Source organism: Streptomyces sp. NPDC093109, assembly GCF_040701725.1.
Lineage (GTDB): Bacteria > Actinomycetota > Actinomycetes > Streptomycetales > Streptomycetaceae > Streptomyces.
This window is the reverse complement of record NZ_JBFBEZ010000008.1, coordinates 185,891-199,496: the sequence shown is the minus strand read 5'-3', so window position 1 is coordinate 199,496 and position 13,606 is coordinate 185,891. Positions and strand designations below refer to the sequence as shown.

Sequence of the window (13,606 nt, the reverse complement as noted above, 5' to 3'; positions counted from 1 at the left end):
ATGCGTTCCATCGTCAAGACCTTCCCCGGCGTCAAGGCGCTCTCGGACGTGAGTCTCACGGTCGGCCAGGGCGAGGTCCATGCGATCTGCGGGGAGAACGGCGCGGGCAAGTCCACGCTGATGAAGGTCCTCAGCGGCGTTCATCCGCACGGGAGTTACGAGGGGGAGATCCTCTTCGAGGGCTCTCCCTGCGCCTTCAAGGACATCCGGGCCAGCGAGGCCCAGGGCATTGTGATCATCCATCAGGAACTGGCCCTGGTGCCCTACTTGTCCATCGCGGAGAACATCTTCCTCGGCAACGAGCATGCCAGCAGGGGGTTCATCAGCTGGAACGAGACGCTCCGGCACGCCGCCGAGCTGCTGAAGCGGGTCGGTCTCGACGAGCATCCGGGGACCCGGGTCGCGGACATCGGGGTCGGCAAGCAGCAGCTCGTGGAGATCGCCAAGGCGCTCGCCAAGAAGGTGAAGCTGCTGATCCTGGACGAGCCGACGGCGGCCCTCAACGACAGCGACAGTGCGCAACTCCTGCGGCTGATGCTTGAGTTGAAGGAACAGGGCATCACCTCGATCATCATTTCGCACAAGCTCAACGAGATCGCCGAGGTGGCGGACTCGGTGACGATCCTGCGGGACGGCCGGACCATCGAGACCCTCGACGTGAAGGCGGGATCGACCACCGAGGACCGGATCATCCGGGGCATGGTGGGCCGCGACCTCGACCACCGCTTCCCCGAACGCACCCCGTTCGAGGGCGAGTCGGGCGCCCATCCGGCGCTGGAGGTACGCGACTGGACCGTGCACCACCCCATCGACCCGCAGCGCAAGGTCGTGGACGGGGTCTCGGTCGAGGTGCGCCGGGGCGAGATCGTCGGGATCGCGGGGCTGATGGGCGCGGGCCGCACCGAGCTGGCGATGAGTGTGTTCGGGCGCAGCTACGGCCGCAACATCAGCGGGACGGTGCTCAAGGACGGCCGGGAGATCCGGACGAGGACGGTGCCCGAGGCGGTCGGCCACGGCATCGCGTATGTCACCGAGGACCGCAAGCACTTCGGGCTCAATCTCATCGATACGATCAGCCGCAACATCAGTCTGGGAGCGCTCCCCAAGGTGTCCCGGCGCGGCATCGTCGACGAGCACGAGGAGCGCCGGGTCGCCGAGTCGTACCGCACCAGCATGAACATCAAGGCGCCGACGGTGTTCGAGCAGGTCGGCCGGCTCTCCGGTGGCAATCAGCAGAAGGTCGTGCTCAGCAAGTGGATCTTCGCGGGTCCCGATGTGCTGATCCTCGACGAGCCCACCCGCGGCATCGATGTCGGTGCGAAGTACGAGATCTACACCGTCATCGACCGGCTCGCCGCGGAGGGCAAGGCCGTCATCTTCATCTCCTCCGAACTCCCTGAGCTGCTGGGCATGTGCGACCGCATCTACACGATGGCGGCCGGCCGGCTCACCGGTGAGATCCCGCGCGCAGAGGCGACCCAGGAAGTCCTGATGCGTCATATGACCAAGAACACGAGGTAGTCGACATGGGTCCGGTCACCACCGACATAACGAAGGGCGAGCCACCGAAGGACTCCCCGCCGAAGCCGCCCGCCAAGCGGTCGACCACCGGGGAGCTGCTGCTGGAGGCCGCCCGCCGCAACATGCGGCAGTACGGCATGCTGATCGCGCTCGGCCTGATCGTCGTCCTGTTCGAGATCTGGACCGACGGTGTGCTTCTCAAGCCGAACAACGTCACCAACCTGGTCCTCCAGAACAGTTACATCCTGGTTCTCGCGATCGGCATGATGATCGTCATCATCGCCGGCCATATCGATCTCTCGGTCGGCTCACTGGCGGCGTTCGTCTCCGCGGCCTGCGCGGTGATGATGGTCGAGCACGACATGCCCTGGGTCCTGGCGCTGATCGTGGGGCTGGCCATCGGGGCGGTCGCGGGGGCGTGGCAGGGCTTCTGGATCGCGTACGTGGGGATCCCGTCGTTCATCGTCACACTCGCCGGCATGCTGCTCTTCCGCGGCGGTACGCAGATCTTCCTGGGGTCGCGTTCGCTCGGCCCGTTCCCCGAGGGCTTCCAGAAGATCTCCACGGGCTATCTGCCCGAGGTCGGTCCGACCACCAACTACCACAATCTGACGGTGCTGTTGGGCGTCGCGCTGCTGGTCTTCGCGCTGCTCCAGGAGTTCCGGGACCGGCGCCGGCAGCAGGCGTACGACCTGGAGGTGCTTCCGCTCAACCTCTTCGTCATGAAGTGTGTGGCGCTGGCCGCCGCCGTCCTCGCCTTCACGATGACACTGGCCAGCTACCGCGGTGTGCCGGTGGTCCTGCTGCTGCTCGCGGCGCTGCTCATCGGCTTCGGCTATGTCATGCGCAACGCGGTGATCGGCCGTCATGTGTACGCGCTGGGCGGTAACCAGGCCGCCGCGAAGCTGTCCGGGGTGAAGGACAAGCGGGTCACGTTCCTGGTCTTCGTCAACATGGGTGTGCTCGCGGCGCTGGCCGGCGTCGTGTACGCGGCCCGGCTCAACGCGGGTGTGCCGCAGGCCGGTATCAACTTCGAACTGGAGGCCATCGCCGCCGCGTTCATCGGCGGCGCGTCGATGAGCGGCGGGGTCGGCACGGTGTTCGGCGCGATCATCGGCGGGCTCGTGCTGGGCGTCCTGAACAACGGGATGTCGCTGGTCGGTATCGGCACCGACTACCAGCAGGTCATCAAGGGGCTGGTGCTGTTGGCGGCGGTGGGCTTCGACGTGTGGAACAAACGCAAGGTGGGTGCCTGACACACACCCGGGTCCTTCCCGGTCGGGACGGACTGCGCGCGGCGCCGCAGCGCACCTGAAAGTGCTGCGACGCCGCGCCCCCGTTGCCCGGTTGAACGTCGGTGTGCCGGTCGGCGGGAACCGGCTCAGAGCTTGCGTGCCACGCCCACGTACCCCGGTACGGGCCCACCGCCGGGCACCTGTACCGGCTCCCCCGGTTCGGGTCGCCAGTCCGCGGCCAACGAGACGCCGGGCTCGACCAGTTCGAGCCCCCGGAAGAACCCGGTGACCTCCTCACGGGTCCGCGGCGCGAAGGTGAGCCCGCGCGCCCGGTACCGGTCCGTGGCCGAGTCCGCGCTCCGCCGGTCGTAGTCCCCCGTGGCGTGGGAGAGGACCAGGTAGCTGCCCGCGGGCAGCGGGGCGAGCAGCCGGCCGACCAGCTCGTACGGGCCCTCCTCGTCGGAGACGTAGTGCAGCAGCGCGACGAGCGAGACGGCCACCGGGCGGGTCAGGTCAAGAACCTTCCCCGCCGCCTCGACGACGGCCTCGGGCTCGCGCACATCGGCCCGTACGTACTCCGCCACGCCCTCCGGCGTGGAGCCGAGCAGCGCCCGCGCGTGCCGCAGCACGACCGGGTCGTTGTCCGCGTAGACGATCCGGGACTCGGGGGCGGCCCGCTGCGCCGTCCCGTGCAGATTGGGCTCGGTGGGAATGCCCGTACCGATGTCCAGGAACTGGCGCACCCCGCCGGTGGTGACCAGCCACCGCACCGCCCGGTGCTGGAACGCCCGGTTGGCCTTCGCCATGTCGGGTGCGCGCGCGTCCAGCGCGACGAGCCCGCGTCCCATCTCCTCGTCGGCCGGAAAATTGTCCTTTCCCCCGAGTAACCAGTCGTGGACCCGGGCAGGATGGGGCGTGGTGGTGTCGATCGCGTCGTGACCGGTCATGTGCGCTCCATGAGTCGCGGATCGGGAGGGGCGGCCGGTGGGGGTCGGTGAGGCGTCGGTGGGGGGAAGAGGGCCCGGGGCCCTGGATCAGGTGAGCAGGAAGTCCGCCTGACCGGACTTGGCTCCGTGGATGAACGCGGCGATCTCACTCGTGGAGTAGATCAGCGCCGGCCCGTCGGGGTCGGTCGACTGGCGCATGGCGATTCTGCCGTCCGCCAGCTTCATGGCCTCGACGCAATTGCCCCCGTTGCCGCCGCTCCATGGCTTGTGCCAGCCTTCGGTACCGAGGGCGGCGGCGGGCATGCCGTTGTATATGGGATCCATTCACAGCTCCTTGCGGACATCCTTGAGGATCTCCTTCGTGCGTTGTGCAGTCGCGGCCTGAGCCGCCATCCGGTCCATGACCTCCAGATGGGTGGCCACTTCGGGACGGGCATCTAGATATACGGCGCCGGTCAGATATTCGCTGAAGATCATGTCCGGCAGTTCCGGTACGGCGAAACGGAAGATCACGAACGGCCCGTAGGTGCCCGGGTGGTGTCCGCTGGAGAACTCCGCGATCTGAAGCGTCACATGGGGCAGCTCGGCGGCTTCCAGCAGCCTGTCGATCTGTCCCCGCATGATGTCCGGGCTGTCGCCCACCGGGCGGCGCAGCACGGTCTCGTCCATGACGACCCAGAACCTTGGCGCGTCCTCCCGGGTCAGCAGCGACTGACGGGCCATCCGGAGCGCCACATGACGCTCGATGTCGTCCGGCCGTGCCTGTCCCACCGCCCCCGCGACCATCACGGAGCGTGCGTACGCCTCGGTCTGGAGCAGCCCGGGGACGAAGTGCGGTTCGTACGCCCGGAGCAGCGACGCGGCGCCCTCCAGGCTGACGTACATGCTGAACCAGTCCGGCAGGATGTCGTGGAACCGCTGCCACCAGCCGGGCTTGTTGGCCTCCTCGGTGAGGTCGACGAAGGCGTCGACCTCGGCCTCCGGCACGCCGTAGGCCCTGAGCAGCAGCTGTACGTAGGGAATCTTGAGCGCGACCTCGGCCGTCTCCATCCGGCGGATCGTCGCCGGAGCCACCCGCAGCAGCTTGGCGGCTTCCTCGCGTTTCAGGCCCTGTCGCTCGCGCAGGTCTTGCAGACGTCTGCCGAGCACGACCTGACCCACGGTCGGGGCGGACCGCGGTTCACTCACTTCCGACCTCCTCACGCACAGTTGGCAGCAGTCTGCCATGCCCGTGGAACGAAGGACACGGCACTCTGGATTTTTCAGAGTGCCTCTTGCCAAGTGTCCTCGGCGGGTGGAGAGTGGATCGGTGAACCAGTACACGCGGTTGTCGCGCTCAGCCATGGGAGAGGCCCGCGCTCATCCGTCGCTCCCCCACTGTGAGGAATCGGTCGTGGCACCTGGTAACGCGCTCACCCCCCAGCTCATCGCCACCCTGTGCCCCGGCAACGTTGTCCGACGCTACGGATTCCGATTGCCGGCCCACGCGGAGTCGGTCGGCCGCGCCAGACAGCTCACCCGTGACCGGCTGGGCCGCTGGGAGCTGGACGAGGACACCCGCGACACGGCGGTCCTCGTGGTGTCCGAGCTGGTGACGAACGCGATCGTGCACGCGGCGGGCCACCGGGTGATGTGCGAACTCCGTGAGGGCGAGGGGCATCTGCGGATCGCCGTGGAGGACCAGGGGTTCGGCCCGACGGGCCCTCAGCTGCACCGCACCGGCACGGGCGTCGGTGAGGACGAGAGCGAGGGCGAGGGCGAACACGGCCGCGGGCTCTTCCTCGTCGACGCCGTGTGCAGCGGCTGGGGAGCCCACGACACCTCGGGATACGGTCCCGGGCGCGTCGTCTGGGCGGAGCTGGCGCACGGCGGCCGGCCGGGCGCGGCCCCGGCGCGGCCCGACGGTCTGTCCGGCGGCCTGCCCGGCGGCCTGCCCGGCTCTCTGCCCCGCCCGCTGCCCGGCTCTCTGCTGAACGGTGTGCCCCGCGGATCGGGGCAGTCGTGCTGAAAGCCGCTCTGCACCGTCTCACCCGCGGCTCGCGGCCCCCGTCCGAACGCCGGGTCCAGCTGCCGCTGCCGCCCACGCTGCCGGCCGCGCTGGGCTGTGACGCGGTCGGTGTCCCGGCGGAGCACGGCTTCCGGCTGATGGCCCGGCTGCCGCGGACCGGCTGTGTGTTCGCCGACACGGACTGGTGGTGGTGGATCGTTCCTGCGGGCTCCGACCTCGATCTGGCCTGGCCGTCCCCGGCGCGCTACGTCGCGGGTACGGCCGTACCGGCGACGGAGCCCCGGCTGATCCACTGGCCCGAGGCGCCGACCCCGTACACCCCGCCCATCCCCTTCTATCTCATGGTCTGCCAGCTCACGGGCGCGTCGCCCGCGTGGGCGCCGGACGGGGCGCCGGAGGCGCTGACGCCCGCGGGCGAGTGACCGCGCGTCACCGGCCACCGGCCGCCGTCCCGGCCCCGGTTCACCCCGGTTCCCCGGTCCACCGGTTCACTGGCCCTTCTGCACGCTCCAGCCGCCGTCCACGACCAGGCTCGTCCCGGTGATGAACGACGCCTCGTCGGCCGCCAGGAAGGCGATCGCGGCGGCCACCTCCTCCGGCTTCCCGAAGCGGCCGGCCGCCGTCCCCGCGGCGCCGCGCTCGCGCTCCTCCCGCGGCGCCTCGTCCCAGGAGGTGGCCCGTACCGGCCCCGGCAGGACGGCGTTGACCCGGATCTCGGGTCCGTACTCCACGGCGAGCTGAGCGCAGAGGGAGAGCAGCGCGCCCTTGCCGGCGGCGTGGGCGGGATGGCCGGGGACGCCCGTACGCGCGTGGACGGACGAGGTCAGCACGACTGCGCCGCGCCGCTCGCGCAGATCGGGCAGTACGGCTCTGAAGCCGAGGAAGCCGCCGGTGAGAGTGACCGCGAGCTGACGTTCCCAGGAGGCCAGGGACAGTTCGTGCGCGGGGGCGGCCTCCACGGTCCCCGCGTTGCTGACGAGCACGCCGACGGGCCCGAAGGTGTGCGCCGCCGCCACGATGCGGTCCCATCCCTCGGCGTCCGCGACATCGGCGTCGACGAAGGCGGCGCGACCGCCGTAGGCGCGTATCCGCGCGGCGAGGGGCACGCCCCGCTCCCCGTCGATGTCGGCGAGGACGACAGAGGCGCCTTCGGCGGCGAGCCGTACGGCGGTGGCGGCGCCGATGCCGGAGGCGGCGCCGGTGACGACGGCGACGCGGTCGGAGAAACGGGCGGCAGCGTTCATGTCTGTGGCCTCTGTGGATCCGGGGGCACTGTGGGCCCTGTGGACTTTAGTGGGCCGCCGCGGGCGGTCGGTGATCGCCTGCCGGGAGGGCGCTGGTGGCACGACCGGGACTAGGCTCAAGCGCGAGATGAACACCACACACACGTCCCTCGGCCCGAAGGCCGGCAAGGAGACCGTGCGCCGGCACAATCTGAGCCTTGTGCTGCGCGCGGTACGGGACGAGGGCGAGGCGACCAGGGCCGGGGTGGCCGCGCGGGTGGGGCTGACCAGGGCGGCCGTGTCCTCGCTGGTCGAACAGCTGCTGGAGAGCGGGTTCCTGTCCGAGTCCGGCAAGACCTTCAGCGGGCAGGCCGGGCGGCCGGGCACCGTGCTGAAGGTGACCCGTTCCGGGCCCGCCGGCATCGGTGTCGAGATCAACATCGACTACGTGTCGGTGTGTGTGGTCGACCTCGCCGGCACCGACCGGGTCCGGCTGACCGAACACCTCGACAACCGCGGCGCCCGCCCTGCCGAGGTGCTGGCGCGCGGCGCGCGGATCGCCGCGCGCACCCTGGAGTCCGCCGCCGAGCAGGAGTTGTACCCGGTGGGCGCCCAACTCGCCCTGCCGGGGCTGGTGTCGGGCGGTACGGTCCGGCAGGCGCCGAACCTCGGCTGGAACGGCGTCCCCGCCGAGGAGCTGTTCGCCCACGCGCTCGCGGGACTGCGGCCCGACGCGCCCGCGCTGCCGGTGCGCGCGGAGAACGAGGCCAATCTGGCGGCGCTGGCCGAGCTGTGGTTCGGCGGCCTTGGCCCCGTCCGTACGTTCCTCTATCTGACCGGCGAGATCGGCGTGGGCGGCGCGCTGGTGCTCGACGGCGAACTGCTGCGCGGGGCGCACGGGTTCGCCGGCGAGATCGGCCATGTGGTCGCCGACGCGGCGGGACCGCGCTGCCGGTGCGGCTCCCGGGGCTGTCTGGAGCAGTACGCCGGCCAGTCCGCGCTGCTGCGGGCCGCCGGTATCGACGAGAACGCCGGCGCGCCGGGTCTTGCCGAGCTGGCGCGCCGGGCGCACGCGGGGGACGCGCGGGCGGTGGCGGCGGTCGAACGGGCCGGGACGATGCTCGGCCGGGTGCTGTCCGGCGCGGTGAACCTCCTCGACCCGGACGCGGTGGTGCTGGGCGGCATCTACCGGGAGCTGATGGACCGGCTCTCCCCCGCCGCCGACCGGGAGCTGACGGCCCGGGTGGTGTCGGGGCTCTGGCCGCCCGGCAGCGGCCGGCTGCGCGCCTCCTCGTCGGCCGGCGACGCGGCCCGGGGCGGCGCGGCCCTGGTCGTACGCTCGGTGCTGGCCGACCCGGTGGCGTACGCCGATCCGGTGGCGTACGCCGATCCGGTGGCGTACGTACCGGAGCCCGGGAAGGGGTAGTACCGCTCCCGGGCTCCGGTGTGCGGGTGCGTCAGCGCGCGCCCAGCAGGTGGTCCATCGCGAGCTGGTCGAGGTGCTCGAACGCCATGCCGCGGGCGCCCGCCGCGTCGGCGTCGAAGTCCTCGTAGGCGCTGCGGTCCGCCAGCAGCGCGGCGACCCCGTCGGCGGCGGTGGGCTCGGCCAGCTGGTCGAGGCGCGAGGCGCGCAGCGCCTCCTGGACCAGCGGGTCGGCGCGGAAGGACGCGGCGCGCTCCTTGAGGATCAGGTAGTTGCGCATGCAGCCCGCGGCGGAGGCCCACACCCCGTCGTAGTCCTCGGTGCGCGGCGGCTTGAAGTCGAAGTGCCTGGTGCCGTCCCAGCCCGCGCTCTCCAGCAGGTCCACCAGCCAGAAGGCGGCCCGCAGATCGCCGGCGCCGAAGCGCAGGTCCTGGTCGTACTTGATGCCGCTCTGGCCGTTGAGGTCGATGTGGTAGAGCTTGCCCGACCAGAGCGCCTGGGCGACGGAGTGCGGGAAGTTGAGCCCGGCCATCTGCTCGTGGCCGACCTCCGGGTTCACCCCGAACAGCTCGGGGCGCTCCAGCCGCTCGATGAACGCCAGCGCGTGGCCGACGGTCGGCAGCAGGATGTCGCCGCGCGGCTCGTTGGGCTTGGGCTCGATGGCGAACCGGAGGTCGTAGCCCTGCTCCGTGACGTAGTCGCCGAGGAGGTCGAAGGCCTCCTTCATCCGGTCGAGCGCGAGCCGTACGTCCTTGGCGCCGCCCGATTCGGCGCCCTCCCGGCCGCCCCAGGCGACGAAGGTCTTCGCACCGAGTTCGGCGGCGAGGTCGATGTTGCGCAGGACCTTGCGCAGTGCGAAGCGGCGGATGTCGCGGTCGTTCGCGGTGAAGCCGCCGTCCTTGAAGACGGGGTGGGTGAAGAGGTTGGTGGTGACCATGGAGGCGACGACCCCGGTCGCGTCCAGGGCCTGCCGGAAGCGCTTGACGTGCGACTCGCGCTCGGTGTCGGACGCGCCGAACGGAATCAGGTCGTCGTCGTGGAAGGTCACCCCGTACGCGCCCAGCTCGCCGAGCCGCTGGACGGACTCGACGGGGTCCAGGGCCGGGCGGGTGGCGTCGCCGAACGGGTCCCTGCCCTGCCAGCCCACGGTCCACAGACCGAAGCTGAACCTGTCCGCGGGGGTGGGCGTGAAGCGTTCCGTCATCCTCTGGCCGCCTTCGATAACCGCAGGCCGGGTGGGTACCGACCCTATTTGTTTCCTGACATGACTAATAAAGCACGGAGTACCGTCCCGCAAAAGCCCCCGGCGGTGATCGCCCGTTCCGCCCTCATGGTTCCCGTCCGACGCACCATCGCGTAATTTGTTGGGCCACGTCCATAACTGGAGGTACAACCCCATGTCGCAGAGCCCGGTCGTCATCGGCGTGGACAGTTCCACCCAGTCCACCAAGGCGGCCTTCACCGACGCCGCCACCGGCCGGCTGCTCGCCGTGGGCCGGGCCCCGCACCGGGTGACCGGGGAGGGCGGCGCCCGCGAGACCGACCCCGAGGTGTGGTGGAACGCCCTGCGGGAGGCGGTCGGCGCCGGGCTCAAGGAGTCCGGCGTGGACCCGGCGTCGGTCACCGGCATCGCCGTCGCCGGGCAGCAGCACGGACTGGTGGTGCTGGACGGCGGCGGCAGGCCGCTGCGCCCGGCGCTGCTCTGGAACGACACCCGCTCGGCGCCCCAGGCGGCCGAACTCACCGCGGCGCTCGGCGGCCCGGACGCCTGGACGGCGCGTACGGGCTCGGTGCCGGTCGCCTCGATGACGGCCTCGAAGTGGCAGTGGCTGCGGGAGCACGACCCGGCCGTCGCGGACGCCACGGCGGCCATCCGGCTCCCCCACGACTTCCTGACCGAACGGCTCGCGGGCACCGCCGCCACCGACCCCGGCGACGCCTCGGGCACCTGCTGGTACTCGACGGCCACCGGGGAGTACGACCCCGAACTGCTGGCGCTCCTCGGGCTGGACACCGATCTGCTGCCGCCCGTCGCCGCGACCGGCGCCACCCGGATCGGCTCGCTCACCGCGGGCGCCGCGGCCGAGCTGGGCCTGCCGGCGGGGATCGCCGTCGCGGCGGGCACCGGCGACAACATGAGCGCCGCCGTCGGTCTGGGCCTCGGCGGCGCCGGACTGCTGGACCACCCGGTCCTCAGCCTCGGCACCTCGGGCACGGTCTTCGCCGCGACCCGCACCCGCCCCGGCTCGGCCGTGCTCTCCGGCTTCGCCGCCGCCGACGGTACGTACCTCCCGCTGGCCTGCACACTCAACTGCACCCTCGCCGTCGACAAGGTGGCCTCGCTGCTCCGGCTGGACCGCGAGGACGCCACGCCGGGCGGCGAGGCCGTACTGCTGCCGTATCTGGACGGCGAGCGCACCCCCGACCTGCCGACCGCGTCCGGCCTGCTGACCGGACTGCGCCACGACACCACGCCCCAGCAGCTGCTGGGCGCCGCCTACGAGGGCGCGGCCGTCACCGTACTGCGCGCCCTGGACGAGGTGCTGCGCGCCTGCGGTCTCGACCCGGCGGCGCCCGAGGTGGCGAGCCGGCCGCTGCGGCTGGTCGGCGGCGGCGCGCAGGGCCGGATGTGGGTCGAGACGGTACGGCGGCTCTCCGGCCGCCCGCTGATCGTGCCGGCCGGCGGCGAACTGGTCGCCCTCGGCGCGGCGGCCCTGGCCGCGGGCGCCGCCACGGGCGAGGACCCGGTGGCCGTCGCGGCGTCCTGGCGGGCGGGCGACGGCCTCGAACTGGAGCCCGTGGAGCGGGACCTGGAGACCTGGGAGCGGGTCGGCTCGGTGCTGGACAGGGCGGCACCGAGCCTGCTGAGCTGAGGCAGCCGCCTTCCGAGCTGCCTCAGCTGCCTCAGCTGCCTCAGCTGCCTCAGCTGCCGAGCGTGGCGCGCAGCGACGGCTGGAGCAGTTCCCCGTGGGCGCGCACCATGTCGTCGCACAGCTCCCAGATCCGCTCGACGGGCAGCGCCGCCGCGGTCGCCGGGTCGGCCATGGCGGCCTGCCGTACGGAGCGCGGGTCGTCCTCGACCGCGGCCCGTACCACCAGCTCGTTCATGCTGAGATAGGCGCGGTTGAGCGCCGCGCACTGGGCGGGCAGCGCGCCGATCCGGGTGGGCTGCACCCCCAGCGCGTCGACCAGGCAGGGGACTTCGACCGTACCGGTGGCGGGCAGATTGTCGATGAGCCCGTGGTTGGGCACATTGCCGTAGACGGTCCTTGGCGTGCCGGTGGTGATGCTGTGGACGATCTGCGGGGCGTACTCCATGGTGCTCTCGACGGTGAGCGGCGTCCCGGCGGCGAGCGCGTCGCGGGTCTTCTCGTACGCGGCGACGTTCTCGTCCACGATGCCGAGATAGGCGCCGACGGGCAGCCTCAGCCGCTCGATCTCGCTGTCGTGGTGGAGATACCAGGGGACGTACTCGGCGGAGTGCTCGCTCGTCTCGGTCGGGTAGTAGCCGAGCCGCCGGTACATGTCGACCCGTACGCGGCGGCGCAGTTGGGGGTCGTCGGCGACGAGCGCGTCCAGCCGGGGGTAGAGGTCGGTGCCGTTGTGCTCGAAACGCAGCACCCACGCCTGGTGGTTGACCCCGGCGGCGCGGTAAGTGACCTCTTCATAAGGGACGTCGATCAGGGCCGAGAGGTCACGCATCGTCCAGTACACCGAGTGGCACAGGCCCACGACGCGGGTCAGTCCGGTGGCCCGGGTGAGGTACTGGACGTTCATCGCCATGGGGTTGGTGTAGTTGAGCAGCCAGGCGTCGGGGCAGACGGCGGCGATGTCCGCGCCGAGCGACGCGAGCAGCGGGAAGGTGCGCAGCGCGCGGAAGATGCCGCCGATGCCCAGGGTGTCGCCGATGGTCTGGCGCAGCCCGTAGCGGGCGGGCACCTCGAAGTCGGTACGGGTCGACGCGCCCATCCCCACCTGGACGATGTTGATGACGAAGTCGGCGCCTTCGAGGGCCGCGCGCCGTTCGGCGTGGGCGGTGATGTGCGGGGCGGCGCCGGTCCGTTCGGCGATGTGCCGGGCGGCGCCGTGGGCGGTGGCCAGGCGTTCGGCGTCGACGTCGTGCAACGCCACGTGCAGGCCGTGGAGTTCGGGGAAGGCGAAGAGGTCGGCCAGCAGCCCCTGGGTGAAGACGACGCTGCCGGCGCCGATGAACGCGATCTTGGTGGGGGCGGTGCGGGTGGTGGGTGTGCTGCGGGTCATGAGTCGTTCTCTCCGTTGCGGGTGACGGCCGCGAGGGCTTCGTCCCAGGTGGGCTGGGCGGTGGTACCGCCGTGCGCCCGGGTGGACAGCGCGCCGCAGGCGGCGGCGAGTTCGAGGGAATCGGCGCGGGACAGACCGCGCAGCGTCGCGGCGACGAATCCGGCGTCGAAGCTGTCACCGGCGCCGACGCTGTCCAGCGGGGTGACGGGAATGCCGGGGGTACGCAGCGGGGCGCGGCCGTCGTGGAGGAGCGCGCCGTCGGCGCCGTCCTTGACCACGACGAGCGGTCCGCGCGCGGCGAGCAGGGCCGCCGCCTCCGCCAGGGAGGTGCCGGCACCCGGATCCGCCGCGAGGGAGCGGGCCAGCGCGCGGGCCTCCCGCGCGTTGGGCAGCAGGTGGTCGACGACCGGGAGTACGGCACCGATCCCGGCGGCCGACCACCGCCCGGCGGGGTCGTCGTTGGTGTCGAGCGAGGTGGTGGCCCCGGCGGCGCGGGCGGTGCCGAGGAGCCCCGGCAGCGCGGCGGCCAGCCGGGGCAGCAGGAAGAAGGAGGCGGCGTGCACATGCCGGGCGCCGGTGAGCAGCGCCTCGGGGACGTCGTCGGGTCCGGTGGCGGCGAGGGTGCCGGGCGAGGTGAGGATCGTACGGTCGCCGTCGGCCCGGGTGATCATCACGGTGAGCGGGGTCGGCAGGGCGGGGTCGAGGCGCAGCGCGGTCGTGTCGACGCCCCGGTCGCGCAGGGCCGCGTGGACGAAGCGGCCGGCCTCGTCGTCCCCGATCCGCCCGGCGAGGGCGACCTTCAGGCCGAGCCGGGCGGCGCCGCACGCCATGATCGCGGCGGAGCCGCCGAGGGTGAGCAGCCCGGTGTCGACGAGCTGTTCGCGCTGTCCGAAGGGGAGTTGGCCGTCGAGCGGACCGAGGACGATGTCGGGGTTGGCGTCGCCGATGACAAGCAGGTCGAAGGTGTGCGGCATACGGCTTCCAAAGGA

12 protein-coding genes and 1 pseudogene are annotated in these 13,606 nt (G+C 71.8%); 6 read left to right on the top strand and 7 right to left on the bottom strand.

Features of this window, described 5'->3' with window-relative positions:
* Together mmsA and mmsB are read left to right on the top strand one after the other, a co-directional pair.
* Positions 1-1,521, top strand: coding sequence for a multiple monosaccharide ABC transporter ATP-binding protein (mmsA, locus tag AB0389_RS11290; protein WP_366395106.1), 1,521 nt, complete (start codon positions 1-3; stop codon positions 1,519-1,521).
* A 5-nt stretch (positions 1,522-1,526) separates the two neighbouring features.
* On the top strand, positions 1,527-2,777 hold the full coding sequence (mmsB, locus tag AB0389_RS11285) for a multiple monosaccharide ABC transporter permease (protein ID WP_366395079.1): 1,251 nt from the start codon (positions 1,527-1,529) through the stop codon (positions 2,775-2,777).
* Between the two features lie 125 nt (positions 2,778-2,902).
* Here mmsB and AB0389_RS11280 read toward each other — a convergent pair whose 3' ends face one another.
* From AB0389_RS11280 to AB0389_RS11270, 3 genes are all read right to left on the bottom strand, one after another.
* Positions 2,903-3,703: an SAM-dependent methyltransferase gene (locus AB0389_RS11280; protein WP_366395078.1), complete on the bottom strand. Its 801-nt coding sequence runs from the start codon at positions 3,701-3,703 to the stop codon at positions 2,903-2,905.
* An 87-nt stretch (positions 3,704-3,790) separates the two neighbouring features.
* Entirely contained in the window at positions 3,791-4,027 is a 237-nt protein-coding gene (locus tag AB0389_RS11275) for a DUF397 domain-containing protein (RefSeq protein WP_366395077.1), read from the bottom strand.
* A complete protein-coding gene (locus AB0389_RS11270; protein WP_366395076.1) occupies positions 4,028-4,891 on the bottom strand; it encodes a helix-turn-helix transcriptional regulator in 864 nt (287 codons plus the stop codon).
* Positions 4,892-5,096: 205 nt separating this feature from the next.
* Here AB0389_RS11270 and AB0389_RS11265 point away from each other — a divergent pair.
* Both AB0389_RS11265 and AB0389_RS11260 read left to right on the top strand, forming a co-directional pair.
* Positions 5,097-5,573: pseudogene (locus tag AB0389_RS11265) on the top strand (ATP-binding protein); the annotation flags it as partial.
* A gap of 131 nt (positions 5,574-5,704) precedes the next feature.
* A complete protein-coding gene (locus tag AB0389_RS11260; protein WP_366395075.1) occupies positions 5,705-6,133 on the top strand; it encodes a hypothetical protein in 429 nt (142 codons plus the stop codon).
* A gap of 66 nt (positions 6,134-6,199) precedes the next feature.
* Here AB0389_RS11260 and AB0389_RS11255 read toward each other — a convergent pair whose 3' ends face one another.
* Complete coding sequence (locus tag AB0389_RS11255; protein ID WP_366395074.1) at positions 6,200-6,955, bottom strand: SDR family oxidoreductase; 756 nt, start codon at positions 6,953-6,955, stop codon at positions 6,200-6,202.
* Positions 6,956-7,082: 127 nt separating this feature from the next.
* Here AB0389_RS11255 and AB0389_RS11250 point away from each other — a divergent pair, with 127 nt between their 5' ends.
* Entirely contained in the window at positions 7,083-8,360 is a 1,278-nt protein-coding gene (locus tag AB0389_RS11250; RefSeq protein ID WP_366395073.1) for an ROK family protein, read from the top strand.
* Between the two features lie 31 nt (positions 8,361-8,391).
* On the opposite strand, the gene xylA is transcribed toward AB0389_RS11250, so the two are convergent.
* Positions 8,392-9,561, bottom strand: a complete 1,170-nt coding sequence (gene xylA, locus AB0389_RS11245; RefSeq protein WP_366395072.1) for a xylose isomerase — start codon at positions 9,559-9,561, stop codon at positions 8,392-8,394.
* A 193-nt stretch (positions 9,562-9,754) separates the two neighbouring features.
* Here xylA and xylB point away from each other — a divergent pair, with 193 nt between their 5' ends.
* Complete coding sequence (gene xylB, locus AB0389_RS11240; protein ID WP_366395071.1) at positions 9,755-11,230, top strand: xylulokinase; 1,476 nt, start codon at positions 9,755-9,757, stop codon at positions 11,228-11,230.
* Between the two features lie 49 nt (positions 11,231-11,279).
* Here the strand turns inward: xylB and AB0389_RS11235 are convergent, their stop codons facing one another.
* The gene (locus tag AB0389_RS11235) at positions 11,280-12,617 is read right to left on the bottom strand and encodes an alpha-glucosidase/alpha-galactosidase (protein ID WP_366395070.1); all 1,338 of its coding nucleotides are present in this window, start codon (positions 12,615-12,617) and stop codon (positions 11,280-11,282) included.
* Positions 12,614-13,591, bottom strand: coding sequence for a carbohydrate kinase family protein (locus AB0389_RS11230; protein ID WP_366395069.1), 978 nt, complete (start codon positions 13,589-13,591; stop codon positions 12,614-12,616). Before AB0389_RS11230 ends, AB0389_RS11235 begins: the two co-directional genes overlap by 4 nt.
* Positions 13,592-13,606: the final 15 nt, after the last annotated feature.

Coding starts and splice junctions, on each gene's coding strand:
- AB0389_RS11230 (WP_366395069.1), bottom strand. CDS start 13,591: ATGCCGCACACCTTCGACCTGCTTGTCATCGGCGACGCCAACCCCGAC.
- AB0389_RS11280 (WP_366395078.1), bottom strand. CDS start 3,703: ATGACCGGTCACGACGCGATCGACACCACCACGCCCCATCCTGCCCGG.
- AB0389_RS11250 (WP_366395073.1), top strand. CDS start 7,083: ATGAACACCACACACACGTCCCTCGGCCCGAAGGCCGGCAAGGAGACC.
- AB0389_RS11235 (WP_366395070.1), bottom strand. CDS start 12,617: ATGACCCGCAGCACACCCACCACCCGCACCGCCCCCACCAAGATCGCG.
- mmsB (WP_366395079.1), top strand. CDS start 1,527: ATGGGTCCGGTCACCACCGACATAACGAAGGGCGAGCCACCGAAGGAC.
- xylA (WP_366395072.1), bottom strand. CDS start 9,561: ATGACGGAACGCTTCACGCCCACCCCCGCGGACAGGTTCAGCTTCGGT.
- mmsA (WP_366395106.1), top strand. CDS start 1: ATGCGTTCCATCGTCAAGACCTTCCCCGGCGTCAAGGCGCTCTCGGAC.
- AB0389_RS11275 (WP_366395077.1), bottom strand. CDS start 4,027: ATGGATCCCATATACAACGGCATGCCCGCCGCCGCCCTCGGTACCGAA.
- AB0389_RS11255 (WP_366395074.1), bottom strand. CDS start 6,955: ATGAACGCTGCCGCCCGTTTCTCCGACCGCGTCGCCGTCGTCACCGGC.
- xylB (WP_366395071.1), top strand. CDS start 9,755: ATGTCGCAGAGCCCGGTCGTCATCGGCGTGGACAGTTCCACCCAGTCC.